At 67.9% G+C, this 23,127-nt stretch carries 22 protein-coding genes and 1 pseudogene; 9 read left to right on the forward strand and 14 right to left on the reverse strand.

Annotated features, from left to right (window positions below; all coding sequences use genetic code 11):
• Nucleotides 1-30: 30 nt before the first annotated feature.
• Entirely contained in the window at nt 31-2,088 is a 2,058-nt protein-coding gene (locus CQY20_RS15810; protein WP_097941028.1) for an NAD(+) synthase, read from the forward strand.
• 4 nt (nt 2,089-2,092) lie between these two features.
• On the opposite strand, the gene CQY20_RS15815 is transcribed toward CQY20_RS15810, so the two are convergent.
• A complete protein-coding gene (locus CQY20_RS15815; RefSeq protein WP_207767279.1) occupies nt 2,093-2,941 on the reverse strand; it encodes a class I SAM-dependent methyltransferase in 849 nt (282 codons plus the stop codon).
• A gap of 108 nt (nt 2,942-3,049) precedes the next feature.
• Entirely contained in the window at nt 3,050-3,250 is a 201-nt protein-coding gene (locus CQY20_RS15820) for a hypothetical protein (protein WP_097941029.1), read from the reverse strand.
• Nucleotides 3,251-3,313: 63 nt separating this feature from the next.
• On the opposite strand from CQY20_RS15820, the gene CQY20_RS15825 reads away from it, so the two are divergent.
• Complete coding sequence (locus CQY20_RS15825) at nt 3,314-3,796, forward strand: pyridoxamine 5'-phosphate oxidase family protein (protein WP_097941030.1); 483 nt, start codon at nt 3,314-3,316, stop codon at nt 3,794-3,796.
• Here the strand turns inward: CQY20_RS15825 and CQY20_RS15830 are convergent.
• The 4 genes and pseudogenes from CQY20_RS15830 to CQY20_RS15845 form a co-directional block, all read right to left on the reverse strand.
• Nucleotides 3,786-4,193 (reverse strand): annotated as a pseudogene (locus tag CQY20_RS15830) (methyltransferase family protein). The gene CQY20_RS15825 and the pseudogene CQY20_RS15830 sit on opposite strands and share 11 nt — an antisense overlap.
• A gap of 14 nt (nt 4,194-4,207) precedes the next feature.
• A complete protein-coding gene (locus tag CQY20_RS15835) occupies nt 4,208-4,816 on the reverse strand; it encodes a cation efflux transmembrane domain-containing protein (protein WP_097941031.1) in 609 nt (202 codons plus the stop codon).
• A complete protein-coding gene (locus CQY20_RS15840; RefSeq protein ID WP_097941032.1) occupies nt 4,816-5,145 on the reverse strand; it encodes an ArsR/SmtB family transcription factor in 330 nt (109 codons plus the stop codon). The genes CQY20_RS15835 and CQY20_RS15840 overlap by 1 nt, the downstream gene beginning before the upstream one ends.
• A 50-nt stretch (nt 5,146-5,195) precedes the next feature.
• Nucleotides 5,196-6,104 (reverse strand): LysR family transcriptional regulator, encoded by a 909-nt coding sequence (locus CQY20_RS15845; protein WP_097941033.1) that lies wholly within the window; start codon nt 6,102-6,104, stop codon nt 5,196-5,198.
• 101 nt (nt 6,105-6,205) lie between these two features.
• Here CQY20_RS15845 and CQY20_RS15850 point away from each other — a divergent pair, with 101 nt between their 5' ends.
• A complete protein-coding gene (locus CQY20_RS15850; protein WP_097941034.1) occupies nt 6,206-7,252 on the forward strand; it encodes a YeiH family protein in 1,047 nt (348 codons plus the stop codon).
• Here CQY20_RS15850 and CQY20_RS15855 read toward each other — a convergent pair.
• Both CQY20_RS15855 and CQY20_RS15860 read right to left on the reverse strand, forming a co-directional pair.
• A complete protein-coding gene (locus tag CQY20_RS15855) occupies nt 7,238-8,626 on the reverse strand; it encodes an MFS transporter (protein ID WP_097941035.1) in 1,389 nt (462 codons plus the stop codon). The two genes, CQY20_RS15850 and CQY20_RS15855, sit on opposite strands and share 15 nt — an antisense overlap.
• Nucleotides 8,623-9,894: a hydroxyacid-oxoacid transhydrogenase gene (locus CQY20_RS15860; protein WP_097941036.1), complete on the reverse strand. Its 1,272-nt coding sequence runs from the start codon at nt 9,892-9,894 to the stop codon at nt 8,623-8,625. Before CQY20_RS15860 ends, CQY20_RS15855 begins: the two co-directional genes overlap by 4 nt.
• 206 nt (nt 9,895-10,100) lie before the next feature.
• On the opposite strand from CQY20_RS15860, the gene CQY20_RS15865 reads away from it, so the two are divergent.
• Entirely contained in the window at nt 10,101-10,865 is a 765-nt protein-coding gene (locus tag CQY20_RS15865; RefSeq protein ID WP_097941082.1) for a sulfite exporter TauE/SafE family protein, read from the forward strand.
• 35 nt (nt 10,866-10,900) lie between these two features.
• Here the strand turns inward: CQY20_RS15865 and CQY20_RS15870 are convergent, their stop codons facing one another.
• Nucleotides 10,901-11,245 (reverse strand): DUF202 domain-containing protein, encoded by a 345-nt coding sequence (locus CQY20_RS15870; protein ID WP_097941037.1) that lies wholly within the window; start codon nt 11,243-11,245, stop codon nt 10,901-10,903.
• The gene (locus CQY20_RS15875; RefSeq protein WP_097941083.1) at nt 11,238-11,609 is read right to left on the reverse strand and encodes a YidH family protein; all 372 of its coding nucleotides are present in this window, start codon (nt 11,607-11,609) and stop codon (nt 11,238-11,240) included. Before CQY20_RS15875 ends, CQY20_RS15870 begins: the two co-directional genes overlap by 8 nt.
• A gap of 207 nt (nt 11,610-11,816) precedes the next feature.
• Here CQY20_RS15875 and CQY20_RS15880 point away from each other — a divergent pair, with 207 nt between their 5' ends.
• The 5 genes from CQY20_RS15880 to CQY20_RS15900 are packed head-to-tail and all read left to right on the forward strand — an operon-like array spanning nt 11,817 to nt 19,233.
• The gene (locus CQY20_RS15880; protein ID WP_097941038.1) at nt 11,817-13,346 is read left to right on the forward strand and encodes a 4Fe-4S dicluster domain-containing protein; all 1,530 of its coding nucleotides are present in this window, start codon (nt 11,817-11,819) and stop codon (nt 13,344-13,346) included.
• A 9-nt stretch (nt 13,347-13,355) separates the two neighbouring features.
• Nucleotides 13,356-16,271: a molybdopterin-dependent oxidoreductase gene (locus CQY20_RS15885; RefSeq protein WP_097941039.1), complete on the forward strand. Its 2,916-nt coding sequence runs from the start codon at nt 13,356-13,358 to the stop codon at nt 16,269-16,271.
• A gap of 1 nt (nt 16,272) precedes the next feature.
• Nucleotides 16,273-17,145 carry a molecular chaperone TorD family protein gene (locus CQY20_RS15890; RefSeq protein ID WP_097941040.1) on the forward strand — a complete coding sequence of 291 codons (873 nt, stop codon included), beginning with the start codon at nt 16,273-16,275 and terminating at the stop codon, nt 17,143-17,145.
• Nucleotides 17,139-18,251, forward strand: a complete 1,113-nt coding sequence (locus CQY20_RS15895) for a P-loop NTPase (RefSeq protein ID WP_234816267.1) — start codon at nt 17,139-17,141, stop codon at nt 18,249-18,251. Before CQY20_RS15890 ends, CQY20_RS15895 begins: the two co-directional genes overlap by 7 nt.
• Nucleotides 18,252-18,288: 37 nt before the next feature.
• Entirely contained in the window at nt 18,289-19,233 is a 945-nt protein-coding gene (locus CQY20_RS15900; RefSeq protein ID WP_097941041.1) for a LysR family transcriptional regulator, read from the forward strand.
• 128 nt (nt 19,234-19,361) lie between these two features.
• Here the strand turns inward: CQY20_RS15900 and CQY20_RS34870 are convergent, their stop codons facing one another.
• The 4 genes from CQY20_RS34870 to CQY20_RS15915 form a co-directional block, all read right to left on the reverse strand.
• Nucleotides 19,362-19,535, reverse strand: a complete 174-nt coding sequence (locus CQY20_RS34870) for a hypothetical protein (RefSeq protein ID WP_163700632.1) — start codon at nt 19,533-19,535, stop codon at nt 19,362-19,364.
• 140 nt (nt 19,536-19,675) lie between these two features.
• Nucleotides 19,676-20,683 (reverse strand): tripartite tricarboxylate transporter substrate binding protein, encoded by a 1,008-nt coding sequence (locus CQY20_RS15905; protein WP_097941042.1) that lies wholly within the window; start codon nt 20,681-20,683, stop codon nt 19,676-19,678.
• Entirely contained in the window at nt 20,673-22,247 is a 1,575-nt protein-coding gene (locus CQY20_RS15910) for a tripartite tricarboxylate transporter permease (RefSeq protein ID WP_097941043.1), read from the reverse strand. The genes CQY20_RS15905 and CQY20_RS15910 overlap by 11 nt, the downstream gene beginning before the upstream one ends.
• A 28-nt stretch (nt 22,248-22,275) precedes the next feature.
• Nucleotides 22,276-22,830, reverse strand: a complete 555-nt coding sequence (locus CQY20_RS15915) for a tripartite tricarboxylate transporter TctB family protein (protein WP_165789264.1) — start codon at nt 22,828-22,830, stop codon at nt 22,276-22,278.
• Nucleotides 22,831-23,127: the final 297 nt, after the last annotated feature.

The following is a 23,127-nucleotide window of genomic DNA, read 5'->3' on the forward strand; positions in this document are numbered from 1 at the left end:
TTGACACCAGACCGATGACAATGGAGCGTGATGGACTTCTACTCCGCCTACGCCCAGGGCTTCCTGCGAGTCGCCGCCTGCACCCTGCACACCGCGATCGGGGAGCCGGCGACCAACGCCGAATCCGTTATCCGGCTGGCGCGGGCCTGCCACGACGACGCCGTCGGGCTGGCGGTGTTCCCCGAGTTGACGCTGTCGGGCTATTCGATCGAGGACATCCTGCTGCAGGACGCGCTGCTGGAGGCGGTCGAGGACGCCCTGCTCGACGTGGTCGCGGCGTCGGCCGACCTGATGCCGGTGCTGGTGGTCGGCGCGCCGCTGCGCTACCAGCACCGCATCTACAACACCGCGGTGGTGATCCACCGCGGCAAGGTGCTCGGTGTGGTGCCGAAGTCGTATCTGCCGACTTACCGCGAGTTCTATGAGCGCCGGCAGATGGCCGCGGGCGACGACATGCGCGGCGCGATCCGGATCGGCCGCGGCGACGACTGGGCCGACGTGCCGTTCGGGCCCGACCTGTTGTTCACCGCCACCGACCTGACCGGTTTCGTGCTGCACGTCGAGATCTGCGAAGACATGTTCGTGCCGATCCCGCCGAGCGCGCAGGCCGCGTTGGCGGGTGCCACGGTGATCGCCAACCTGTCCGGCAGCCCCATCACGATCGGGCGCGCCGAGGACCGCAGCCTGCTGGCGCGCTCGGCGTCGGCGCGCTGCCTGGCCGCCTACGTCTACGCGGCGGCGGGGCTGGGCGAATCAACCACCGACCTGGCGTGGGACGGCCAGACCATGGTGTGGGAAAACGGCGAATGCCTGGTCCAGTCCGAACGGTTCCCGAAGGGCGAACAGCGCGCGATCGCCGACGTCGACTTGGAACTGCTGCGCTCCGAGCGGCTGCGCATGGGTACGTTCGACGACAACCGCAAGCATCATCAGATCACCGCGGAGTCGTTCCGCCGCATCGAATTTCGGCTGGATCCGCCGACCGGCGACATCGGCCTGCGCAGGCATATCGAGCGGTTCCCGTTCGTGCCGTCGGACCTCGATCGGCTCGAGCAGGACTGCTATGAGGCCTACAACATCCAGGTGGCCGGCCTCGAGCAGCGGCTGCGGGCGCTGAACTACCCGAAGGTGGTGCTCGGGTTGTCCGGCGGGCTCGATTCGACGCACGCGGTGATCGTCGCCGCGCGTGCCATGGACCGCGAAAACCGGCCGCGCAGCGACATTCTGGCGTTCACCCTGCCGGGGTTCGCCACCGGCGACCGGACCAAGGGCAACGCGATCAAGCTCGCCAAAGCGCTCGGTGTGACGTTCGAGGAACTCGACATCAAAGCGACCGCGGAGTTGATGCTCAAGGAGATCGGCCACCCGTTCGCGCGCGGCGAAGAGGTCTACGACGTCACGTTCGAGAATGTGCAGGCCGGGTTGCGCACGGACTACCTGTTCCGCATCGCCAACCAGCGCGGCGGCATCGTGCTGGGAACCGGCGATCTGTCCGAACTGGCGCTGGGCTGGTCGACCTACGGTGTGGGCGACCACATGTCGCACTACAACGTCAACGGCGGCGTGCCGAAAACCTTGATCCAGCACCTGATCCGGTGGGTAATCTCGTCGAATCAGTTCGATGACAACGTCAACGAAGTGCTGCAGTCGGTCCTCGACACCGAGATTAGCCCCGAACTGGTGCCGCCGAAGGGCGAGGACGAGGAGATCCAGAGCAGCGAGAGCAAGATCGGACCCTATGCGCTGCAAGACTTCTCGCTATTCCAGATGCTGCGGTACGGCTTCCGGCCGTCGAAGGTGGCGTTCCTGGCGTACCACGCCTGGCGAGACGCCGAGCACGGCGAATGGCCGCCCGGCTTCCCGGTCGACAAGCGGCCGGTGTACTCGCTGAAGGAGATTCGGCACTGGCTGCAGGTGTTCGTGCAGCGGTTCTACTCGTTCGCACAGTTCAAGCGTTCGGCGGTGCCGAACGGGCCCAAGGTGTCGCACGGTGGTTCGCTGTCGCCGCGCGGCGACTGGCGGGCGCCGTCGGACATGTCGGCCAAGACGTGGCTCGACGAGATCGAACGCGAGATCCCCGAGTCCTAGGTTTCTAGGTGGGGTCCTGGGTTTTGCGTAGCCGCCAGATCTCCTCGGACGGCCAGCGCCTGGCCCATGCGAGCCCTGCGTCCGATCGGTACGAGCTGACGGTGTCCGGTTTGGGCCGCGGCTCGATCAGGTCTTCGACGACGAAGCCGTTCGTGCGAAACAGCCGGATCCACTCGCCGTAGGGCAGATTGAACAACACCTCGTCGCCGTCCTCGATCTGGTGCATCCCGAAGTAGTCGAGCGCAAGCCGGTCGCCGACCTCGTCGGCGCCGGGCGGCCAGCAGAGCGTCTCGATCGGCGAGTCGTGGTTGAACGCGAACAGCCCACCTGGCCGCAGCAGGCGCGCCGCCTCGGGCACGGTCCGATACGGGTCGGCGAAACTCATTGCGCCGTGGTCGCAGAACACGATATCGAAACTGGCGTCCGGAAGCGGGACGGCTTCTGCGCTGGCGTGAATGAGCGGAAAGTCGACGCCTGCGTCGGCCATCAGTTTGCGGGCGTGCTGTAGCTGTCGCTCGGAGAGATCCAGACCCACCGGCCGGGCCCCGAGCCACGCCAGTGCGATCGACCACTGCGCAGCGCCGCAGCCGAATTCAAGGACGTCGCAACTCTTGACGTCGCCGAGGACGTGCAACTCCGATTCGGGAATGCGCATCGTGCCCCAGGCAAGCCCGCCGCAGACCACCAGATCGTCAGCGTGCTTGGCCTGATACTCATCGCTGAAGCCGTCCCACATCGCGCGGTTGCGGGCGGCGTGGTCGGTCAGGGCGGCGTCGTCGGTCGCAACGTCTGGCACGTCGGCGTCGTTTGTCATGGCGGCGTCAGAATCCGCCGGTGTGTCGGCATCGGGCACCCGTCGATGCTAGGACTCACCCCGCCCCGTCCAGCGCCGAGACCGACGAAATGGCGCGCCCTACTCGCACTTTTACGCCCATATGTCGGTTTGGGCGTTGGAGGGGGGCTACTTGTCGGAGGTGTTCCAGTTCGTTACGCGCGGTCTGCCTGCGCCGACCCAGCCGACCGCGGCGCCGACGAGCACGCCAACCGTCGACCACCACCATTGACCGGTCATCGCCGCTACGGTCGTTCCGAGGATCAGACCGATGATCAGCGGCATCCAGAGCCATGCGCGAAATTGCTTGTCTGTGGGTTGGGAAGCCATCGGGAACCACCGTAGTGGGTCATGACCTTCACTTCACGACGGCATGCGAGTAGACAAGACGCAATGGACACCGACGAATTGCACCGCGAACTGCATCAGCAAGGCGCTCAGGACTTGCTCAACGGCGTCTCCGCCCATCTCGCCTACACCGGGACCGACGGCTATCCGCGGGTGATCCCGGTCGGGTTTCTCTGGAACGGCGAACGCGTCATCATTTGCACGGCAACGACTTCGCCGAAGGTAGCGGCGCTGTCGGCTCGACCGCATGTCGCGGTGGCGATCGATGCGGGCAACACACCGGACGGCGCGAAGTCACTGCTTCTTCGCGGTGTCGCGACATTGGACACGGTCGACGGCGTTCCCGACGAATACCTCGCCCAGTCGGCGAAGACGATGGACAAGGAGCAGCAGGCGGTGTTCGAACGCGAGGTGCGCAGGGTCTACCCGCAGATGGTGCGCATCTCGATCGAGCCGACGTGGGCGCGGTTCTTCGACTATGGGGCAGGCCGACTTCCGCGGTTTCTCGACCAGCTCATCAACGGCTGACGCGGCCGACTCCTGGCACGAAACGTCCCACGCTGGCGAGGTAGTTGCGGTAGGCCCGGCCGTGTGTGGCGCCAAGATACGGCTTCGACGACGCGGACCTGCGCGAACCGAACACCGTCATCGCGGTGAAGATGGGATTGCGCGCCAACCCGAAACGCCTTTGCGGACAAGCGTTGTCGTCTCCGTCGAGTCGACCCCGATCCGCCACGAGTCGCCCATGTCGACCTGTGCGTACACCGTCGCGGCGATGCCGATCAGCGAACCACTCCACGGAGCCGACCCGGCCGCTGATTCCGCGGAAACCCGTCGACCCGGTCCGCCGATACTGAAGCCAACTGCGCCAACCGAATCCGAGCACCGCGAACGTCGCGAACAGCGCGAGCGCAACGATCGGCATAGCCGGACCTTCTTCTAGCAACACGGATCACCGCGCCAGGCGTCGCGGCCTTCGCGGACGGCGACCGCCGAGATCACCAGCGCGGCCGTCGGGTCGCCCCACGACCAGCCGGCGATCGCGTTGAGCAGCAGCCCGGCCAGCAGCGCCGCCGACAGATACGTGCACAGCAGCGTCTGTTTCGAATCCGCCACCGCCGACGTGGAACCGAACTCGCGGCCCGCGTGCCGCTGCGCCAGCGACAACACCGGCATCACGACGAGGCTGACCGCCGCGAGCACGATGCCGATCAGCGACGGCCGCGGTTCGCCGTAACCCAGCAGCGACAGCACCGCATCGACAGCGACATAGACGGCCAGCGCGAAGAACGACACCGCGATGAACCGCAGCGCGGTCTTCTCCCGCGTCTCCGGATCCTTCGCCGCGAACTGCCATGCGACGGCCGCCGCCGAGGACACCTCGATCACCGAGTCCAGCCCGAAGCCGAACAAGGCCGCCGACGACACCCGGGCACCCTCGCTCAACGCGACGACCGCCTCGATGACGTTGTAGGTGATCGTCGCCGCGACGAGCAGACGGATGCGGCGAGCCAGCACATCACGACGCGACCGAACCGGCGAAGCCATCAGCAGCAGTTGTCGGTGTCGGCGGCGGGACAGCAGGTCGGGTCGACGGCCAGCACCAGACCTATCAGATCCTCGAGTGCGTGCCCGATGCGTGCGTCGGCCAGCCGGTAGCGGCTCCGTCGCCCCTCGGGTTCGGCGACCACCAGCCCGCAGCCGCGCAGGCAGGCCAGGTGGTTCGACACAATCTGGCGTGTGACGCCGATCTTGTCGGCGAGCTCGGAAGGGTATCCCGGCGCATCGCGCAGCAGCAGCAGAATTTCGGCACGGGTGGGGTCGGACAACGCGTACCCGAACCGCGACAGCACGTCGCTGTGGGTTGCGGTCTGCACGCATCGAACAGTACAGCTAAAACTGGATTCAGAAAACTCTGAACTAAAATCTATCCGGCTTCGCGGTTGCGGCGCAGCACTAGCTTGAGCAGCTCGGCCGCAGGCCCGTCGAGCGTTCTCGGCGCACGCCACACCGCGCGGATGGTGCGCTGCAGGTCGAGGCCCTCCACCTCGACCACCTTCAGATCGCCCTCCGCGACGTCGTCGGCGATCGGCAGCGTGCTCAACACCGCCGGACCGACGCCGCTCAGCACGCTGGTGCGGATCGCGGCGCCGCTGCCCAGTTCAAGAAGCGGCGCCGGGCGCTCGAATTCGGCCAACACCACATCGAGCGTGTGGCGTGTGCCGGAACCGGGTTCACGCGTCAGCAGCGGAGTGGCGGCCAGCTCGGCCATGGTGAGCGGCCGGCGCCTGCGCGCCCACGGATGCTCCGGATGCACGACGACAACCAACCGGTCGCGGGCCACCGTCACCTTGTTCAAATGCTCCGGCACCGAAGGGCCCTCGACGAAGCCCAGATCGCACGAGCCGTCGGTGACGCGGTCGCACACCTGCATCGAGTTGATCACCTGCAGCTGGATTTGCACGCCGGGATTGAGGCGACGAAAGTCGCCCAGCCACTGCGGCAGCAAGGACTCCGCGACCGTCATGCTCGAAGCGACCCGTAACTGCGCTTCGCGTTCGACCCGCAGCGTCGCGGCCGCATCGACCAAGCGCTGGATGTCGACGAGCACCTGGCGCGCCCAGTGCGCGATCACGGTTCCCTGCGCGGTCAGCGTCGAACCCCGCGGGCTGCGCTCGACCAACCGCAAGCCGAGCCTGCGTTCAAGCTGGCGGATCGCGCGGCTGGCGTTCGGCTGCGACATGGCCAGCGCGCGGCTGGCGGCGCCAAGGCTGCCTGCCTCGTCGATGCGGACCAACAATTCGAGGGTGGCCACTTCTGGCCATTGCCGACTCATGCCCAAACGATATGTGTGAGGGCCGCCTCATATCAAAAACAAATGGGTTATTGCCGAATTGACGCCTACTGACCTGCGTCATTGTCCTGCATCGTGGCACTATGACCAGTCAGCTACACGCGCCGGTGGCGCAGTCGGCAAATAATGCTCCACGGTCGCGCCGTCTGGCCCCGCTGGCCGCGGTCGCGCCAGGGCTGATGCTGACCGCGGGCGCCACGGCGGCGGTGCTGCTCCTCGGCCGGCTCCTGCCGATGATCAGTCCGCTGCTCATCGCGATCGTCGCGGGCGCGGTCATGGCCAACGCCTGGGCCGTGCCGGAGCGGATGAAGCCGGGGCTGACGTTCTCGGCGAAGAAGCTGCTGCGGGTCGGCGTCGCGCTGCTCGGCCTGCAGCTGGTGTTGGGGGACGTGCTCGCGCTCGGGGCGGGCATGATCGCCGTCGTGGTCGCGGTGGTCGCGCTCGGCATCGCGGGCACGATGTTCGCCGGCCGCCTGCTCGGCCTCGGCTGGGCGCAGCGCTTCCTGATCGCGTGCGGCTTCTCGATCTGTGGGGCGGCCGCGGTGGCCGCGGTCGACGGTGTCGTCGACGCCGAAGAGGAAGAGGTGCTCACCGCCGTCGCGCTGGTCGTGGTGTTCGGCACCGCGATGATCGGCGTCGTTCCGGTGCTGGCGAGCGTGGCGGGCCTGCGCGACGTGCAGGCCGGCATGTGGGCCGGCGGCTCCATTCACGAAGTGGCGCAGGTCGTCGCCGCGGGCGGGGCGATCGGCGGCGGCGCGCTGGCTGTCGCCGTCGTCGTCAAGCTCGCGCGGGTGATCATGCTCGCGCCCGTCATCGCGGTGGTGAGCGCGCGCCAGCGGCGGCTGAGCCGTCACGCCGACAACGTCTCGCGCCCACCCCTGATCCCGCTGTTCGTGGTGGCGTTCCTGGCCTGCACGGCGCTGCGCACCACGGGCGTGCTGCCCGAAAATGTCTTGGTAACAGCGCATTTCACGCAGACTGCGCTGCTGACGGCGGCGATGTTCGCCCTCGGTGCCGGGGTGAACATCGCCGCCCTGCGCAGGGTCGGACCCCGCCCGCTCGTGCTCGCGCTGGTGTCCACCACGTGGGTGGCCACCGTCGCGCTGGCCGGCGTGCTACTGCTCGGCTGACACCCGCTGCGCCCGTTGGGCCTCCTGCAGTTCGGCGTCGACGATCTCGGTGTACATGTCCCGTTTCCGGATCGCCATCGTGGAGACCGCGCTGATCACACTGACGGCCACCACGTAGCCGATGATCAAGGAGATGCCGCCGCCCGCCTCGCGCAGCAGGAAGGCCAGTATCAACGGAGTCAGGCCGGAGGCCACGATGCCCGACAGCTGATAGACCACCGAGATACCGGTGTAGCGGACGCGGGTCGGGAACAACTCGGCGAACAACGACGCCTCCGGCGCGTACACCATCGGGTAGATCACCCCGAGCACCAGAACGATGGCGCCCGCGATGAACACGGTGTTGCCCGTGCCCAGCACCGCCAACGCCGGATAGGCCGCCACGCCCAGCAACACGATGCCGACGGTGTAAAGGTGTCTGCGGTCGAACCGGTCGGCGACGCGGCCGAACACCGGGATGAAGAACACCATCACCGCGGCCGCGGCCATCACCGACAGCAGGATCGGCTGCTTGCTGAGCCCGAGTGTGTCGGTGCCGTAGGAGATGGTGAAGACCGCCCACATGTTGAAGGCCACGCCCTCGGCCCAGCGGCTGCCCATGCCGAGCACCAGATGCCGGCGCGACAACCGCTCCTTCACCAACTGCAGGGCCGGGATGGTGGCCTTGGCCTCGGCCTCCTCAAGCTTGCGGAACGCAGGCGTCTCCATCACCTTCAGCCGGATGTAGAGGCCGACGGCGACCAGGACCGCGCTCAACATGAACCCGATGCGCCAACCCCAACTCATGAACGCCCCGTCGGACATGACGAAACCGAGCAGCGCGAAGACACCCGTGCTCATCGTCAGACCGATGGCCAGACCGATCTGCGGCATGCTGCCGTAGAAGCCGCGCCTGCCGGGCGGGGCGTATTCGACGGCCATCAGCACCGCGCCTCCCCATTCGCCGCCGACCGCGATGCCCTGGGCCAGCCGCAGCGCGACCAGCAGGATGGGCGCGGTGATCCCGATCGCCGCGTGGGTGGGGATGACGCCGATCAGGAATGTGGCCACGCCCATGATGAGCATGGTCGCGACCAGCGTGTTCTTCCTGCCGATCCGGTCGCCGATGTGACCGAAGATCAGCCCGCCGACCGGCCGTGCGACGAAGCCGACGGCAAACGTCGCGAAGGCCAGCAGCGTGCCGATGGCCGGCTCGCTGCTCGGGAAGAACAACTTGGGAAACACGATGCCCGCAGCCGTGCCGTACAGGAAGAAGTCGTACCACTCGACGGTGGTGCCGACGAGGCTGGACGCCACGACGGTGCGCAGCTCGGACTTCGAAACCTCTTCGGTGCCAGTGCTATTGGTGCCGTTGGTGTCGTCGGGTGTACTCACAGCGACTCCCGGAAGATGTCGGTCAGCGCCTGCCGCGTCACCGGCCGCGGCACCACGGCCAGCTGGCGCGTCTGCTTCATCGTCCCGTCGACGAGCGTGTCGAGATGCGACTCGTCGTAGCCGAAGCTGCGCAGCCCGGCGGGCATGCCGATGTCGGACATCAGCTCGTCGAGCACGTGAGCCAGCGCCTCGGCGCCGTCGGTCCGCGTGAACGTCTGCCCGGTGAGCAGTTCGGCCGCGCGCAGGTGCCGTCCCGGGTCACCCGGGTAGGTCCAACGGAAGACGGCCGCCGCCGTCGACGACACCGCCTGCCCGTGCGGCACCATCGGCATCTCCGGATACCCTTCGGCGCGGTAGTTCTGCACGGCGCCGGCGATGGGGTAGGCGTTGGCGTGCGGCAGGTGGGTGCCCGCGTTGCCGAATCCCGTTCCGGCCGACATCGACGCCAGCGCCATGTGATAGCGGGCCTCGAGGTCACGGCCGTTCATCACGGCGCGCCGCAGATACTGGCCGACGAGCAGAAGCGCCTGCTCGCACCACACGTCGCTGACCGGGTTCGAACCGCAGAACGCCGGGCGCTTCATCGGGTCCTCGGGCGCGGGCTTGGCGTCGAACCGCACGCTGGTGTAGCTCTCCAACGCGTGCGACAGCACGTCCATGCCACTGGCCGCCGTCACCTGTGGAGGCAGCGAGACGGTGGTCAACGGGTCGACGATGGCGAGGGTCGGGCGCAGCTTCGGATGGCTGACACCGGCCTTCAGGTGCAGGCCGAGGAAGTCGACGACGCAGATCGTGGTCGACTCCGAGCCGGTGCCCGCGGTGGTCGGCACCGCGATCAGCGGCTTGACCGGAAGCCACGGCGCCTTGCCTGCCCCGATCGGCGGCGTGACGAAGTCGAGCAGCTCACCGGGATGGGTGGTGAGCAGGTTGACGGCCTTGGCGGTGTCCATCGCAGAGCCGCCGCCGACGGCGATGAAGCAGTCCCAATCCTGTTGGCGTGCCCACGCCACGGCCTCGTCGATGCTTTGGTCGGTGGGCTCGATGGCCACCCGGTCGAACACCTCGGCCTTCATGCCCGCAGCGACCAGTTGGTCGTGAATGCGGTCGGGCACCCCGGTCTCGCGGACGCCCGCGTCGGTGATCACCAGGCACGAACTCGCGCCGAGAGCCGCGATCTCCGGGCCGATTTCGTCGATGGCGCCGTTTCCGAACTTCAGCGGCGGAGCCGCCCAGGTGAAGACGCTTTCGTTGCCGTGTCTTTCGTACATCCAATATCCCCCTTCGGGATGTGCTCGTTCGTGTTGCCGTATTGCGGCGGGCCGTTCACCGAGTCGGGCGTGGCGGTGCGCGGGTCCCGGCGGCGACCGCGAGGTCGTCGCGCGGATTGGCACCTTCGATCGGTGAGGTACTGGTGCTTGTCGACGGCGCGACGACCGACAACGGTATTAGCCGGCGGGGCGGCGGAGGAGGCTGGATGGGCGCGACGGTGTGGACGCTGTCGCCGCTTGCCTGGGTGCTCGTGCTGGCCGTCATCGTCCTCGGCGGCGTGGTGCGCGGCTTCGGCGGCTTCGGCGCATCCATGGTGTGGGTGGTCGGCCTGTCGCTGGTGCTGCCGCCGTCGTCGGCGATCCCCACCGCGTTTGTGCTGGAGGTGCTGGCCAGCGTGCAGCTGTTGCCCAGCGTGTGGCGGCACGTGAACTGGCGCTCGCTGCGCTGGCTGCTGCTTGGCGCCGTGCTCGGCACGCCGGTGGGGACCTGGCTGCTGAAGGTCATTCCGGTCGACCCGATGCGGATCCTGCTGGCCTGCGCGGTGCTCGCGGCGGCCATCGCGATGGCGTCGAGGTTTCGGGCCAGCCGGCTGCCGGGGCCTGCGGCGACGACCGCGGTCGGGGGAGTGTCCGGGGTGCTCAACGGCGCGTTCGCGATGGGCGGGCCGCCCGCGATCCTGATGTATTTCTCCAGTCCGGCCGCCGTCGCCGCGGGCAGAGCCACGCTGATCGTGTACTTCCTCGGCACCGACGTGTGGGCGACGGCGACCGCCGCGGCCGGGGGACTGATCACGGCCCGGCTACTCGCGCAGGTCGCGGTGTTGTTCCCGGTGTCGTTGGCCGGTGTCGCGGTGGGGAGCTGGTTGTTCAAACGGACTCCGTCAGCGGATTCGCAGCGATACGCGCTGTGGCTGCTGGCGGCGATGTCGGCCGCTGTGCTGGCGCAGGCACTGTGGCAGTGGCTCCGGTGAGGTGCCCGGCGGAATGTCTGAAGGAAGTCATAGAGCTAGCGGCCGGCCATCTGCACCAGGGCCAGGACGACCGTCATCGCGGTGAGCGCGGTGAGAGTGCGGACCGATCCGGCAGACGCTACGGCCATCTTGCGGGTGATCCTTCGGTTGGTGGCGTGATAACGACCGACACCTAAAAGGTACGTCGCGGCGGCGGAGCAGATCGCGATCACTCCTGGCAGAGCATCCATCGGCCGGCCGGTATCGAGCCCGGCGTGCAGCATCAAGGCGCCTACGGCCCCGAACGCCAGCGCGGTCCGCGACCACGCCAACCGGGTGCGCTCGGCCTGCAATCCCGAATCCAGCACCGGCCGCCGATCGCGTTGCCCCCGGTCAGCCACTGACGATCACCAGGAACAGCGTCACCACCGCGATCAGGGTCAACCCTCCTGCCAACAGTCGCGGAATGATCGAGGGCTGCAGCGCCTGGCCCAGCCGCATCGTCCGCTCGTTGGCGGTCCACCGGAAGTAGCTACCGCCGGCGACGATGATCGCGAGCAGGACCAGGGTGACACCCAGGATCAGTCGGCCGCCGTGGAACTTGAACGCCGGGACCAGCTGCACGGCCGCCACACCCGCGGCGAGCAGCGCCAACGCGGTGCGGATCCAGGCCAGAAACGTCCGTTCATTGGCAAGCGAAAACCGGTAGTCGGGGTCCTGCCCCACCGATTGCAGCGGTGGCCAGCGCGCGCGCACTCGCTGCATCAGACCGCCGCCGCCGTTCTCGGGGGCGTCCGCAGGCGCCTGCCGATGGTCGCCGAGCGGAGTCTGTGCCACAGGCAACTCCTTCGTCTCGTGTCCACTAACCAGTGTGGCAAGGATCATGCCGAAGTTCCTCACAAGTCCGCTTTGTATCGGTACAAGGCTGTTTGAGATGTCGCGACCCCTGCAGTAGCGGATATGTTTCAAAGCATGGAGCAGTTGGCGCAGCGCCCTGCCCGATGGCTGAAGGTGCTCGATCAATCCAGATGCATCGGGTGTCACGCGTGTACTACGGCGTGTAAGAGCGAGAACGAAGTACCGGTGGGGGTCACCCGCACCTACGTGAAGTCCGCCGACGTCGGCACGTTTCCGCAGGCACGGCGGGCTTTTCAGGTAACAAGGTGCAACCAGTGCACCGACGCGCCGTGCGTCACCGCCTGCCCGACCGAGGCGATGTACAAGCGGCCCGACGGCATCGTCGACTTCGACAAGGAGATCTGCATCGGGTGCAAGGCGTGCATGGCCGCCTGCCCGTATGACGCGATCTTCATCAACCCCGAGGACCACTCGGCCGAGAAGTGCAACATGTGCGCCCATCGGATCGACGCGGGTCTCGAACCGGCCTGCGTGACGGTGTGCCCGACCCAGGCGATCCTCGTCGGCGACGGCAACGACCCGACCTCCAAGGTCGCGCAGCTGGTGCAGCGCAAGCCCGCGCTGGTCCGTCGGCCCGAGAAGGAGACCGGGCCCGGTGTGTTCTACCTGGGCGCGCACCAGGCCACCCTCGACCCGCTGGGCGCGACCCGGCCCGAGGGCGGACTGTATGCCTGGGCCACCCAGGGCGCGCCCGATCCGCAGCTGGTGACCTCCGGGCATCCGGAGGGCGCCCGGTCCTCGGCGGCGGCGCTGCTGTCCTACGACATCCCGCACCACGCCCCGTGGGGATGGCGGGTCAGCCTCTACACCTGGACCAAGAGCATCGCCGCGGGCGCGCTGCTGCTCGCGGTGTTGATGGCGTTGACCGGGCTGCTCGACTGGTCCGACGGCGTCACCCGCTGGGTGGCACCGGTGATGGCGCTGGTGTTCCTCGGCATCACCGGGGTGCTGCTGATCTGGGACCTCAAACACCCGTTCCGGTTCTATCTGATCTTCACCAAACATCACTGGACCAGTTGGCTGGTGAAAGGCGCGTTCGTCATCGGCGCCTACGGTGCGGTCGTCGTGCTGTACCTGGCCGCAGCGGTGTTCGATGCGCGAGCCGCGCAGCAGATCTTCGGTGTGCTGGGCATCCTGCTCGGGTTGGCGACCGCCTGCTACACCGCGTATTTGTTCGCGCAGGCGAAGGCCCGCGATCTGTGGCAAAACCCGTTGCTTCCCGCGCACTTGGCCGTGCAAGCGGTGTTGGCCGGGGCGGCGGCGCTGCTCCCGTTCGCGGTGTGGCTGTCGCCGGCGGCGGGGGTGCGGTCGCTGGAAGTGGTGTTGGCGGTCGCCGCGGTCGCTCACCTGCTTTTGGTCTGGACCGAGAACAGCCTGCCGCACGTCACGGCCCACGCCCGCCTGGCCACCCACGAAATGGTGTCCGGCCGCTACGCGACCGTGTTTCGTGTGGGCGTCGTCGCCGTCGCGATAGCGGTCGCGGCTCCCTGGATCGGCGTCCTCGCCGTTCCGTTCGCGCTCATCGGACTGCTGGCCCACGAGCACGCCTACGTGCAGGCCGGCCAATCCGTCCCACTTGCCTGAGGAGGCCTGATGGCACTGTCCCTTTCCGCTCGCGCCAAGCGGGTGTCGGCCGCCCGCAAAGACGTCGAATCCCGCGGCGAAACCTTCTACCAGGGCCCAAGCGGCGTGCACCTGTCGGCGTTCCCGCCGAAGGAGCGCTGGGACGACTGGGTCGAGGTGAGCTCACGGGCGTGGCCGCGCAAAGAGGAGCACCACTACATGCTGGTGCCCACGACGTGCTTCAACTGCGAATCCGCCTGCGGTCTGTTGGCTTACGTCGACCGCGAGGACATGCACGTGCGCAAGTTCGAGGGCAACCCAGAACATCCCGGCTCGCGGGGACGCAACTGCGCCAAGGGCCCGGCGACGATCAACCAGGTGACCGACCCGGACCGCATCCTCTACCCGCTGAAGCGGGTCGGCAAGCGGGGCTCGGGCCAGTGGGAGCGGATCAGCTGGGATGAGGCGCTCGATGCGCTCGCCGCCCGCATCCGCGCGGCGATCATCGAGGAACGCCAGAACGAGATCATGGTCAGCATCGGCAGGCCCGGCGAGGACGGCTTCACCGAACGGGTGCTGGCCAGTTGGGGTGTGGACGGCCACAATTCCCACACCAACGTCTGCTCCAGCGGCGGGCGCACCGGTTTCCAGTTCTGGATGGGCACCGACCGGCCGAGCCCCGATCACGCCAACGCCAAGGTGATCTACCTGATCAGCTCGCACCTGGAGACCGGCCACTACTTCAACCCGCACGCCCAGCGGATCATCGAGGCAAAAGCCAACGGCGCCAAGGTGATCGTGCTCGACACCAGGATGTCGAACACCGCCACCCACGCCGACTACTGGCTGTCCCCGCAGCCCGGCAGTGAAGCCGCGATCAACCTGGCCATCGCGCGGCACCTCATCGTCACGGGCCGCTACAACCGCGAGTTCGTGCGGCGGTGGTGGAACTGGGACGAGTACCTGCAGGCGTGCCGGCCCGACCTGCCCGCGGACTTCGCCAGTTTCGAGGCCGAGCTGCTGCGGCTCTACGACCAGTACACCTTCGACTACGCGGCCGCCGAATCCGGCATCGACGCCGCCACCCTGGAAGAGGTCGCCGAGACCGTTGCGGGCGCGGGCACCCGCTTCGCCCCGCACTGCTGGCGCTCGGCTGCGGCATCGAATCTCGGCGGCTGGCAGGTCTCCCGCACCCTGACGCTGATCTCGGCGCTGCTCGGCGCCATCGGCACCGAGGGCGGCTTGTTCGCCAACACGTGGAACAAGTTCGTGCCCAAGCCGATTCACACTCCGCCGCACCCCCGCGTGTGGCAGGAGCTGACGTGGCCGATGGAATACCCGTTGGCGCAGAACGAGATGTCGTTCTTGCTTCCGCACTTCCTCAAAGACGGCCGGGGCAGGCTCGACACCTACTTCATCCGCGTCTACAACCCCGTCTGGACCAACCCCGACGGCCTGTCGTGGATGGAAGTGCTCACCGACGAACAGATGGTCGGCTGCTTCGTCGCGCTGACCCCGACGTGGAACGAGTCGGCCTACTATGCCGACTACGTGCTGCCGATGGGGCACAGCTCGGAGCGCCACGACACCCACTCCTACGAGCAGTACGACGGCCAATGGCTGGGCTTCCGGCAACCGGTGCTGCGCGCGGCGCGCGAACGGCTCGGCGAGAAGATCACCGACAGCCGGGAGGTCAATCCCGGTGAGGTGTGGGAAGAAAACGAGTTCTGGATCGAGCTGTCGTGGCGCATCGACCCCGACGGCTCGCTCGGCATCCGCCAGTACCACGAGTCGCGGGCCAACCCCGGCGAGAAGCTCACCGTCGACGAGTACTACGGCTGGATGTTCGAGAACTCCGTGCCCGGTCTGCCCGAGCGCGCCGCGAAGGAAGGCCTGACCCCGCTGGAGTTCATGCGCCGCTACGGCGCGTTCGAGATCGCCAAAGGCCTTGGCGCGCAATACACCTACCCGGTGCCCTCCGAGGAGTTGTCCGACGTCAACGTCACCCCGACGGGACGGGTGTATACGGCCGCGCCAAAGCCCGCCAACCCCAACATCGTTCCGATGGGCGCACCGGGGCCCGATGATGCCGGGCGACGAGCGGTGGGTGTCGAGGTCGACGGAGTCGTGCGTCGCGGCTTCCCGACGCCGTCGGGCAAGCTGGAGTTCTACTCGTCGACTCTGGCCAACTGGGGGTGGCCCGAGCACGCGCTGCCCGGCTACATCAAGAGCCACGTGCATCCGGAGAAGCTGGCCCCCGACCAGATGGTGCTGCTGTCCACCTTCCGGCTGCCCACCCAGATCCACACCCGGTCGGCGAACTCGAAGTGGCTCGACGAACTCGCCCACACCAACCCGGTGTGGATCCACCCCAGCGACGCCAAACGGCTCGGTGTCGAGCACACCGGCGACCTCGTGCGGGTGCAGACCGACATCGGCTACTTCGTCGCGAAAGCCTGGATCACCGAGGGCATTCGGCCCGGGGTGGTCGCCTGCAGCCATCACATGGGTCGGTGGCGCACGGCCAACCAGAAGGGCTTCGCCGGCGGTTTGATGGCCACCGTCGACCTGGAGCGCGGCGACGGCGACTGGCGGATGCGGCGGCTGTCCGGGGTCCGCCCGTACGAGAGCAGCGACCCCGACACGCAGCGCATCTGGTGGAGTGACACGGGCGTGCACCAGAACCTGACGTTCCCGGTGCACCCGGATCCCATCTCGGGCATGCACTGCTGGCATCAGGCGGTCCGGGTGACACCGGCGGGTCCGCAGGACGAGGCGGGCGACATCTTCGTCGACACCAACAAGGCGCGCGAGGTGTACTACGAGTGGCTGAAGATGACCCGCCCGGCCGGCTCGTGCTCACCGGACGGCACGCGCCGCCCGCACTGGCTGATGCGTCCCCTCAAGCCCAGCGCCGAAGCGTTCCAACTGGTTTCGGAGACCTGACGTGTGGGAGTTGTTCCGATCGCTTGGCGCGGCCATCCTCACCCCGCCGCCGGGCAACAGCGCGGTGTGCGCGGCGCTTGACCTGCCGATCCCGACCGGCGCCGAGCACACCGACGCCTTCGTGCTCAGCGCCCCGCCGCACGCCGCGATCCATCTCGGCCCCGAGGGCAAGCTCGGCGGCGAGGGCCTCGACCGCATCGCCGGCTTCTGGCGGGTGCTCGGGCTGAAGCCACGCGAAGACGCCGACCACCTGGGCGCGCTGCTGATGCTGTACGCCGAACTCGGTGAAGCAGAAGAGAAGGCGACCGGCGACGACACCCGCGGGCAGCTGCACCGGGCCCGCGCCGCCCTGTTCCACGAACACATTTGGAGTTGGGCCCCCGGATATCTGCGCGCGGTCAACGGGCTGGGCATCGCCTCGGTCGCCGCGTGGGTTCAACTGACCGAGCAGGCGCTGCGCGCCGAGTACGCCGACCTCGGCCCCGCCGAGCTGCTGCCGTTGGCGCTGCGGGCCGCACCGCCCGCGATGAGCACCGAGGACTCGCTGGACGAAACGCTGGACGCGCTGGTGGCCCCGATCCGCTCCGGCATCGTGCTGACCCGCCGCGATGTGGCCGACTGCGCGCAGCAGATCGGCGTCGGATTGCGGCGCGGGGAGCGGCGTTTCGAGCTGAAAGCGATGCTGGAGCAGGACGCGTTCGCGACGCTCGGCTGGCTCGCCGCGCACGCCAGGCGCTGGGCGGACCGTCCGTCGGTGCGGGGATCGACGACTGACCCGTGTGCGTGGTGGGCGCATCGCGCCGCCACCACCGCGCGAGTCCTGCAGGCGTTGGCGACGGCGAAAGCCGAGAGCAGAGAGGAAGTGCCGTGCTGAGATTGGGACGTCAAGCCGTTGACGTCGCCGCGGTGCGGGACGCGGTCGGCGCCGTCGTCGATCCCGAATTGCAGCGCCCGCTCGGCGAATTGGACATGATCCGCGGCGTGACAGCGGGCCGCAACGGCCGCGTCGAGGTCGAGGTGGCGCTGACCACGCCGGGCTGCCCGATGACCGAGCTGTTGGCCCGCGACGTCGCCGCCGCGGCGTCCACGGTGCCCGAAATCGGCTACGTGCGAGTGAATTTCACCGTCATGCCCGAATCCGAGCGCCGGGCTCTCGCGGACCGGGTCCTGACCCACCGCGACACCGGTGCGACGGCAGCCTCGGCGGTATATGCCGTCGCCAGCGGCAAGGGCGGGGTCGGCAAGTCGAGCGTGGCGGCCAACCTCGCGGTGGCCTTGGCGCGCACCGGCAAGTCGGTCGGCCTGCTCGACGCCGACGTGTGGGGCTATTCGGTACCGCAGCTGTTCGGCGTGCGGCGCAGCCCGATCGCCATGTACCACACCATGTTTCCGGTGCAGGCCCACGGTGTGCGGCTGATGTCGCTCGGCTTTTTGACCGACGAGGACGAACCCGTCGTGTGGCGCGGCCCGATGCTGCACAAGGCGCTGACCCAGTTCGTGCACGACGTGCACTGGGGCCAACTCGACGTGCTGCTGCTCGACCTGCCGCCGGGGACCGGCGACGTGACACTGTCGGTGCTGGAGCTGCTGCCGGACGCGTCGCTGCTGGCCGTCACCACACCGCAGCAGGCCGCCAGGAGCGTGGCCAGCCGGGTCGGCGTGATGGCCCGCGACATGGGCATGCCCATCGCCGGGGTGGTGGAGAACATGTCCGAACTGGTCTGCCCGCACTGCTCCGGCCGCTCTGAGCTGTTCGGCGCCGGGGGAGGGCAGCGGCTCGCCGATGAGCTGAATGCGCCGCTGCTGGGGCAGATCCCGCTCGACGCCGCGATGCGAGCCGCTGGCGACAGCGGAGTACCCGTGGTGAGTTCCGCACCCGAAAGTCCGTCGGCGCAAGCGCTTATCGACGTGGCGGCGGCGCTGCGACCGGCCCGAAGGCCACTGGTCGGTCGTTCACTCGGGGTGCAACCGGTCGGCTAGCTACAAGCGCACCTTGTACCCCAGCTACGGTTATGGAGTGTCGCTGAGCCCGCGGATGCCTGAGCTGGGGGCGCTTGAGGTGCTGCTCGCCGTCGCCCACACGGGCAGCCTGAACGCTGCCGCGCGCGAAGTCGGCGTCACCCAGCAGGCCGTGTCGGCGCGCATCGCGTCGATCGAGGCGCAGACCGGTGTGCAGATGGTGATCCGCAGCAAGCACGGCTCGACCCTGACGCCGGCCGGGGTGCTCGTGTCGCAGTGGGCGGCGCGGCTGCTCGACGTCGCAGGCGAGCTGGATGCCGGGATTGCGGCGCTGCGCCACGACCTGCGCATGCATGTGCGGGTGAGCTCCAGCCTGACCATCGCCGAGCATCTGCTGCCGGGATGGCTGGTGTCGATGCGGGCCGTGGCGCCCGACCGCAACGAGTCGGCCGAGGTGGTGCTCACCGCTGCCAACAGCGACACCGTGATCCAGCAGGTGCGCGAGGGCGAGGCCGACATCGGGTTCGTCGAGGGGCCCTACATTCCGCGTGGTATCCGCAGCCGGGTGATCGCCCGCGACGAACTGGTCGTGGTGGTGCGTCCCGATCACCCGTGGGTGCGTAAACGGCGCGTGCTGACCGCCGCCGAGCTGAACGAGATTCCCTTGGTCAGCCGCGAGGAGGGGTCGGGCACGCGCTATGCGCTACGCGCCGCGCTGGAAGCGGCGCTCGGGCGGCACACCCCTCAGGCGCCGCCGGCGCTGGTGTTGTCCACCACTTCGGCGGTGCGGGCCGCCGTTCTCGCGGGCGCCGGGCCCGCGGTCCTCAGCGAACTGGCGGTGGCCGACGACCTGGCCAGCAACCGCCTCGGCCGGGTGATGGTCAGCGGCATCGATCTGCGGCGCCCATTGCGGGCGATCTGGATCGGGCCCCGCAATCGGCCCGCGGGTCCGGTGCGCGACCTGCTCGCGCATATCCTCAGCCAACCTCCGCGAACGCGCTGAGCCCTAGTCCATCGACCGCGAAACGGAATTTAGGCAGCGAAAATGCGAGTACGCGCCTGTGTGGATTCCGTCTCGCGGGGGAGCGCGTTAGCGCTCGGGGCGGGAACCTGACGCTCGCGGCGGGAAACTCAGTCGCCGAGCCCGCGGCGGGTGGCGGCCAGCGCGTCGGTCAACGCCACCAAGGTGCGGCGCAGGACCGACGGCGGCGCTTCCGCGCGCTGTTCAGTTGCGGCTCCACCCTCACGGGGCGGGGCCAGAACGGCGTCCGCACCAGGACCGGGATCCACAAACTGGCTGAGCATTTTTCGACCTCTTTCACATGATGGATTTGACTTCCATCATCCGGAAGGTCGGAGGTCCCGGCTATAACGCGCGCCACAAATACGGCGTGCGGTTAGTCACTCCCACGAGGGCAGAATCAGGCCAGAATCAGGCCCGATGATCAGCCGCCGATGTTGTAGGACTTCAGCTGCTCACCGATCAGCGTCTGCTGTTCCTCCAGGAAGGACTGGAACTCGTCGGCGGGCTGATAGCTGTCCGCCGCGGCGAACACCTGCTCCTGGAACTTGGTCATCTCGGGCGTCTTGACGGCTTCGCCGCAGGCATCGGAGAGCGCCTGGACGACGTCGTCGGAGGACTTCGACGAGACGACGAGTCCGCGGAACTGCGGGAGCACCACTTCTTCGGGAAGCCCTAGTTCGCCGGCCGTGGGAACGTTCTCGAAGCCCTTGACCTTCTCGTCGGAGATCAGGATCACCGGCACGAAGTCGCCGGAATCCAGGTACTGCTTGACGTCGCCGAGCTGCTCGTAGAGCACATCGACGCCGCCGCCCAGCAGCGCGGCGTACCGCTCGCTCGGCTCGGAGAAGGGCACCGCACGGAACTGGGTGCCGAGCTTGTCGCGCAGCGCGGCCAGCACGATGTCGTCGACGCTGTTGGTGCCTACCGTCGCGACCTTGAGCTGTCCCGGCCGCTCCTTGGCGGCGGCGGCCAGCGCATCCCAGTTGGGGAATGTGCCCTTGCGGACCATGATCGCCGACGGCATCGACTGCAACCGGCAGGCGCCGCGCACTTCGTCGAGCTTGAACGATGCCGTGCCTGCGGGAACCGTGGTCAGCGTGTCCTGGATGAGGATGGCCATCGACTCGCCCGGCCGTCCGGACAGCATCTTGGTCATGCCGGTGCTTCCCGTCGCGCCGGGCACGTTCACCACGGGGATCTGCTGGTCGATGATGCCTTCCATCGCCGCGGCCGACGCGCGGGCCACCTGGTCGGCGCCGCCACCGGGCCCGAACGGCACCACGAGATCGACCGGTCTGCGGAAGACGTTCTTGCCGTCGGCGCTGCCGCTGCTTCCGCTACTGCTCTCGCCACAGCTGGCGGCAACCATCGCGAGCGCCGCGACCGATCCGACCACGAATGCTTTGCGGCGTCTGGACTTATCGGACATCTTTGGTCTCCTCTGCTGGTACACCGGTTGTTTGCACTGGATCGTCTTCTCGCGGTCCTACGGCGGCGCTGATGCGGCCCCTGCGTGCCTGGGTGACGCTGCGGTAGACGAGGAATGCGAGCACCGCGACCCAAATGACTAAGAGCACGGCCGAGATCGGGCGCGTGACGAAGATCGTCGGATCGTTGCCCGACGAGATCATCGCGGTGGTGAAGTAGCGCTCGGCCAGCGGACCGAGGATGGCGCCGAGCACCAGTGGGGCAAGCGGATATCCCCACTTCTGCAGGAAGAAGCCGAGGACCGCGAACAACGTCATGATCCACACGTCCGACATCGAATTGCGGATCGCGAACGCGCCGATGTAGGCGAACAGGACGATGATCACCGCGATGTACTGCTCGGGCACCTTGAGTAGTCGCACCATCGGCCCGCTCGTCGCGATGCCGAGCACGAACATGAGGATGACGCTCACCAACAGGGCGGCGATGATGGTGTAGACGAGCTCGGGCTGGGTCTGGAAGATCTGCGGACCCGGCTGCACGTTGTGCAACAGCATCGCGCCGAGGATCACCGCCGTGGCGGCGCTGCCCGGGATCCCCAGCACCAGCAGCGGAATGAACGCTCCGCCAACGGTTGCCGTCGACGCAGCCTGAGGGCCGATGACGCCGTTGGGTGATCCCTTGCCCACCTGGGCTCGGTCCTTGCCGAACTGCTTCTCCAGACCGTAGGAGACGAACGACGCCACCGTCGCGCCCGCGCCGGGCACACCACCGAGCAGCGAACCGGTGACAACGCCGCGGCCCATGCTGCCGCTGCGCTCGCGGAACTGCCGAAGCGACGGGATCTTCGTCTTCACCCGACCCGGCTGCGGGGCGTTCTCGGCCGCGAAGCCCTCGCCGAACCGCACCAGCACGTGACCGAGTGCATAGATGCCGACCATGACGGGGAGGTAATCGATCCCGTCGCGCAGCGTTTCAGAGCCGAAGTCGAAGCGGACCGTTCCGTACACGGCGTCCACGCCGACCGTCGCCAGCAGCATGCCGATCAGCAGGGCGGCAAGGGATTTGGTGACCGAGCGCTCGGCGAGGGCGAGCACGCTGGTGAGGCCCAGCAGAACGATCACGAAGTATTCGGCCTGACCGAACTTCAATGCCACATGCGCGATGGGGCGGGCCGCGAACACCAGCAACACCCACGCCGCCAGGCCGCCGACGAGGGCCGCGAACGCCGCCCAGCCGAGTGCCTCTGCGGCACGGCCCTTGCGCGCCATGGTGTAGCCGTCCCACAGCAGCGGCACATTGTTCGGTTCACCGGGTATGTGCAGCAGGATCGAGGTGATCGCCCCGCCGTAGGTGCCTGCGACATAGACCGCCAGCATCAAGACGATGCCGGTCTCGGGGTCCATGCCGTAGGTGAAGGGCAGGATCAGGATGACGCCCATCACGAACGTCAGACCCGGCAGCACGCCCACGATCAGCCCCGTGATCACGCCGAGGACGAGGATGATCCACACCGTGGGCGAGAACGAGGCGAACTCGTTCATCACTCCTGTCAAAGTTTCCATCTGTTTCTCCGAAAGCGGTGGGGGCGGGTCAGTAGGCGCCGATCAGCTCGAAGAGCCGGATCGAGAACTCGTCGAAGACGCCCACGCCGGTCGGCAGCGACAGGTAGACGACCTTGACGAACATGTACGCAAAGCCGATCGAGACCACTGCGGCAAGCGGGACGACGATGAGGAGGTTCCGCTTGCCTGCCAGCACCAGGAAGGCGATGACCAAGAGGAAGGTGCCGATCACCCAGCCGAGGTAGATCGTGCCGATGACGTAGGCCACCGACAGCGCGATGACGATCGCGACCCGGCGCGGGCTGATGAGAGAGGCTTCGAGTTCGGCGCCCTCCTCCGGCATCGCCTCGTCGTCTTCTTCCTGCGCGACGGGCGCGCCGCGGCGCACCGTGCGGATGTCCTGCACGATTCTGACCACCATGGACAGCGCGAAGAGCCCGATCAGCAGTCGCGGGAAGAACGCGGGTCCCGGACCCTCCGCACCCCCGGTCGGCCACTGTGTGGTCGCCATCCAGAGCGGAACACACAAGGCTATCCCGGCCAGCGGCGGCACTAGCACCGCCCACCGCCGCATTTGGGACATCCCGCTCGCCTTCACTTCCTGGCCCCGGGGTTCTGACTTCTGTCGCGGTGGGGCGCTCGAATCCGTTTCAGTCATGCGCTACCTCTCCATCGGGACTGGCGTCGGCCGGCCGTGATTCCGCAGGCTGAGGAAGCTTCCACGGAGGCTACTCGGGGGGAATGTGACCTCAGCCACCAGATTCGGACCCCTCGCCGGCGACGCTACGAATGTTCGGAAAGACGCTCGAAAAGGGTCGTGCTGGGGGACTGTGCCCGGCCTACGCACCCCGTCGCCAGCGATCGGATCCAGCGTGGCGAG

Source organism: Mycolicibacterium agri, from assembly GCF_002553505.1.
In the GTDB taxonomy this organism is placed as follows: Bacteria; Actinomycetota; Actinomycetes; order Mycobacteriales; family Mycobacteriaceae; genus Mycobacterium; species Mycobacterium agri.

Bases quoted from the DNA above. Each gene is read 5' to 3' on its own strand.
- CQY20_RS15845 (WP_097941033.1), bottom strand. From the start codon at position 6,104: ATGAGTCGGCAATGGCCAGAAGTGGCCACCCTCGAATTGTTGGTCCGC.
- CQY20_RS15885 (WP_097941039.1), top strand. From the start codon at position 13,356: ATGGCACTGTCCCTTTCCGCTCGCGCCAAGCGGGTGTCGGCCGCCCGC.
- CQY20_RS15825 (WP_097941030.1), top strand. From the start codon at position 3,314: ATGGACACCGACGAATTGCACCGCGAACTGCATCAGCAAGGCGCTCAG.
- CQY20_RS15875 (WP_097941083.1), bottom strand. From the start codon at position 11,609: ATGCAGCGAGTGCGCGCGCGCTGGCCACCGCTGCAATCGGTGGGGCAG.
- CQY20_RS15865 (WP_097941082.1), top strand. From the start codon at position 10,101: ATGGGCGCGACGGTGTGGACGCTGTCGCCGCTTGCCTGGGTGCTCGTG.
- CQY20_RS15910 (WP_097941043.1), bottom strand. From the start codon at position 22,247: ATGGAAACTTTGACAGGAGTGATGAACGAGTTCGCCTCGTTCTCGCCC.
- CQY20_RS15905 (WP_097941042.1), bottom strand. From the start codon at position 20,683: ATGTCCGATAAGTCCAGACGCCGCAAAGCATTCGTGGTCGGATCGGTC.
- CQY20_RS15820 (WP_097941029.1), bottom strand. From the start codon at position 3,250: ATGGCTTCCCAACCCACAGACAAGCAATTTCGCGCATGGCTCTGGATG.
- CQY20_RS15850 (WP_097941034.1), top strand. From the start codon at position 6,206: ATGACCAGTCAGCTACACGCGCCGGTGGCGCAGTCGGCAAATAATGCT.
- CQY20_RS15835 (WP_097941031.1), bottom strand. From the start codon at position 4,816: ATGGCTTCGCCGGTTCGGTCGCGTCGTGATGTGCTGGCTCGCCGCATC.
- CQY20_RS15915 (WP_165789264.1), bottom strand. From the start codon at position 22,830: ATGTCCCAAATGCGGCGGTGGGCGGTGCTAGTGCCGCCGCTGGCCGGG.
- CQY20_RS15860 (WP_097941036.1), bottom strand. From the start codon at position 9,894: ATGTACGAAAGACACGGCAACGAAAGCGTCTTCACCTGGGCGGCTCCG.
- CQY20_RS15880 (WP_097941038.1), top strand. From the start codon at position 11,817: ATGGAGCAGTTGGCGCAGCGCCCTGCCCGATGGCTGAAGGTGCTCGAT.
- CQY20_RS34870 (WP_163700632.1), bottom strand. From the start codon at position 19,535: ATGCTCAGCCAGTTTGTGGATCCCGGTCCTGGTGCGGACGCCGTTCTG.
- CQY20_RS15810 (WP_097941028.1), top strand. From the start codon at position 31: ATGGACTTCTACTCCGCCTACGCCCAGGGCTTCCTGCGAGTCGCCGCC.